The 2,693-nt window shown below is 73.6% G+C and carries 2 protein-coding genes and 1 pseudogene; 1 reads left to right on the top strand and 2 read right to left on the bottom strand.

All coding sequences use genetic code 11. The features are described 5' to 3' along the window. Positions 1-378 (top strand): annotated as a pseudogene (locus AE652_RS39165) (hypothetical protein); the annotation flags it as partial. A gap of 26 nt (positions 379-404) precedes the next feature. Here AE652_RS39165 and rlmN read toward each other — a convergent pair. Next, on the bottom strand, positions 405-1,505 hold the full coding sequence (rlmN, locus tag AE652_RS39160; RefSeq protein WP_049660298.1) for a 23S rRNA (adenine(2503)-C(2))-methyltransferase RlmN: 1,101 nt from the start codon (positions 1,503-1,505) through the stop codon (positions 405-407). An 83-nt stretch (positions 1,506-1,588) separates the two neighbouring features. Then, on the bottom strand, positions 1,589-2,693 hold a 1,105-nt coding region (locus AE652_RS39155; RefSeq protein ID WP_049660296.1), incomplete at its 5' end, for a phosphatidate cytidylyltransferase.

Raw genomic sequence — 2,693 nt, 5'->3', positions numbered from 1 at the left:
CCCACCCCGCTGCGGCTGCTGGCCGGGCGCGGGCTCACCGCCCAGGCCCGGCGGCTCGGCGCACCGCTGGCCGTGCTCACCCTCGCCGTCGCGCTGGTGCTCACCACCGTCCGCTACTGGATCGGCACGCCCGACAGCGCCGACGCGCTGCCCGCGGTCGAGGCCTGCCTGGTGCTCGGCTGCGCGGCCGCCGCGGTGGTCACCCGGCTCGCCGAGGTCCGCACCGACCGCCGGGAGGTCACCGACGCGCTGCTGCGCCTCGGCACCTCGCCCCGGCTGCTGTTCGGCGCGGTCGCGCTGCGCACCCTCGCGGTGGGCAGCACGCTGCTGCTGACCGGCGGGGCGACCGCCGCACTGGCGGCCGCCGGCCTGCGCTGACCCGCGCCACGCGCCTGGCGCCTGTCCTAGCCCGCCGCGGCGAGCTGGCCGCAGGCGCCGTCGATCTCCTGGCCGCGGGTGTCGCGGACGGTCGTCGGCACGCCGTGCGACTGGAGGCGGCGGACGAACTCGCGCTCGTCCTCGGGCCGGGAGGCCGTCCACTTGGAACCCGGGGTCGGGTTCAGCGGGATCAGGTTGACGTGCACCCGCTGGTTCTTGATCAGCCGGCCGAGCAGGTCGGCCCGCCAGGCCTGGTCGTTGATGTCCTTGATCAGCGCGTACTCGATGGAGATCCGGCGGCCGGACTTCTCCGCGTAGTTCCAGGCCGCGTCCAGCACCTCGGCGACCTTCCACCGGGTGTTCACCGGGACCAGCTCGTCGCGCAGCTCGTCGTCCGGGGCGTGCAGCGACAGCGCCAGACGGCAGCTGAGGCCCTCGTCGGCGAACCGGTTCATCGCCGGGACGAGGCCGACGGTGGAGACCGTGATGCCGCGCTGGGACAGGCCGAAGCCGTCCGGGGCCGGGTCGGTCAGCCGGCGGATCGCGGCCAGCACCCGGTTGTAGTTGGCCAGCGGCTCGCCCATGCCCATGAAGACCACGTTGGACAGCCGCGCCTCGCCGCCGGGGATCTCCCCCGCCTTGAGCGCGCGCATCCCGGAGGCGATCTGCTCGACGATCTCGCCGGTGGACAGGTTGCGGGTCAGACCGGCCTGGCCGGTGGCACAGAACGGGCAGTTCATGCCGCAGCCGGCCTGCGAGCTGATGCACATGGTGACCCGGTCCGGGTAGCGCATCAGCACGGACTCCACGAGCGTGCCGTCGAACAGCTTCCAGAGCGTCTTGCGGGTGGCGTCGTCGTCGCAGGAGACGTGCCGGACCACCGACATCAGCTCGGGCAGCAGGCTCCCGGTGAGCTTCTCCCGGCTGGCGGCGGGGATGTCCGTCCAGCTCGCCGGGTCGTTCGACATCCGGCCGAAGTAGTGGTTGGAGAGCTGCTTGGCGCGGAACGGCTGCTCGCCCAGCTCGGCGACGGCCTCCTTGCGCTCGGCGGGGCTCAGGTCGGCGAGGTGTCGCGGGGGCTTGGCGCCGCGCGGCGCGACAAAGGTGAGTTCTCCGGGCTTAGGCATGGTTGTTCCAGTGTCGCAGACGCGCGAGGGCCCCGGACGCCAGGCGTCCGGGGCCCTCACCTCGTACGTCCCGCCCGGGCGGGTCAGCTGCCGACGAAGGCCGCCAGCAGCAGCCAGACCACCGGGGCGGTCGGCAGGAGCGAGTCCAGCCGGTCCATGATGCCGCCGTGGCCGGGCAGCAGCGTGCCCATGTCCTTGATCCCGAGGTCGCGCTTGATCATCGACTCGCCCAGGTCGCCCAGGGTCGCGGTGACCGCCGCGCAGCCGCCCAGGATCAGGCCCTGCCACCAGCTGCCGCCGTCGATGATCAGCTCCATCAGCAGCGCGCCCGCCAGCATCGACAGGCCGATGCCGCCGGCCAGGCCCTCGCGGGTCTTGCCCGGGCTGATCGTCGGGGCCAGCTTGGTCTTCCCGAACTTGTAGCCCACCGCGTAGGCGCCGGTGTCGCTGCAGATCGTCACGATCAGGAAGAGCACGATCCGCTGGGGGCCGTCGTCGGCCGCCAGCATCATCGCCACGAAGGTGGCCAGGAACGGCACGTAGAAGGCCGTGAACACGCCTGCCGTTATGTCCCGCAGGTAGTCCTCCGGCGGCTCGGCCATCCGCCAGACCATCACCGCCAGCCCGGTCAGCGCGAGCGAGGCGGCGGCCCACTGGATGCCGGACCAGTAGCCGGTGGCGACCATCGCGATGCCGCCCACGACCAGCGGGACCAGCGGCGCCTTGATCTGCTTGCGCTCGGCGAGCCGGCTGGTCAGCTCCCAGACGCCGACCGCGACCGCGGCCATCACGACGACCAGGAACAGCGCCTTCACCACGAACAGCGAGGCGATGATCACCGCACCGAGGCCGACGCCCACGCCTATGGCGGCCTGGAGGTTACGGCCACCGCGCTGCTTGCGCGGCTGCGGCTGCGGAGCGGGCTGGGCGGCCACGGGTGTCTCCTGCCCTGGGAGGGACGACGGCACGAAGCGGGGCTGCCCGGCCGCCAGGTGGTTCGCCGGCGGCGCGGGATGCACCGGTGCCCCCGGGTGCGGCGGGGTGCCGTGACCGGGGGCGGGGGCGGGGGCGGCGTCGTCGGATATCGCGCGCAGCACGACCGTCTCCGTGACGCCCGGCGGCGCCGGCTCGGGCTGTTCGTCCCGGAACAGCGGGCCGCTCAGCCGACCGGCCCCCCGGGCCTGCCCC

This window comes from Kitasatospora sp. MY 5-36 (genome assembly GCF_001182915.1).
In the GTDB taxonomy this organism is placed as follows: Bacteria; Actinomycetota; Actinomycetes; order Streptomycetales; family Streptomycetaceae; genus Kitasatospora.
This window is presented reverse-complemented; position numbering and strand designations above follow the sequence as displayed.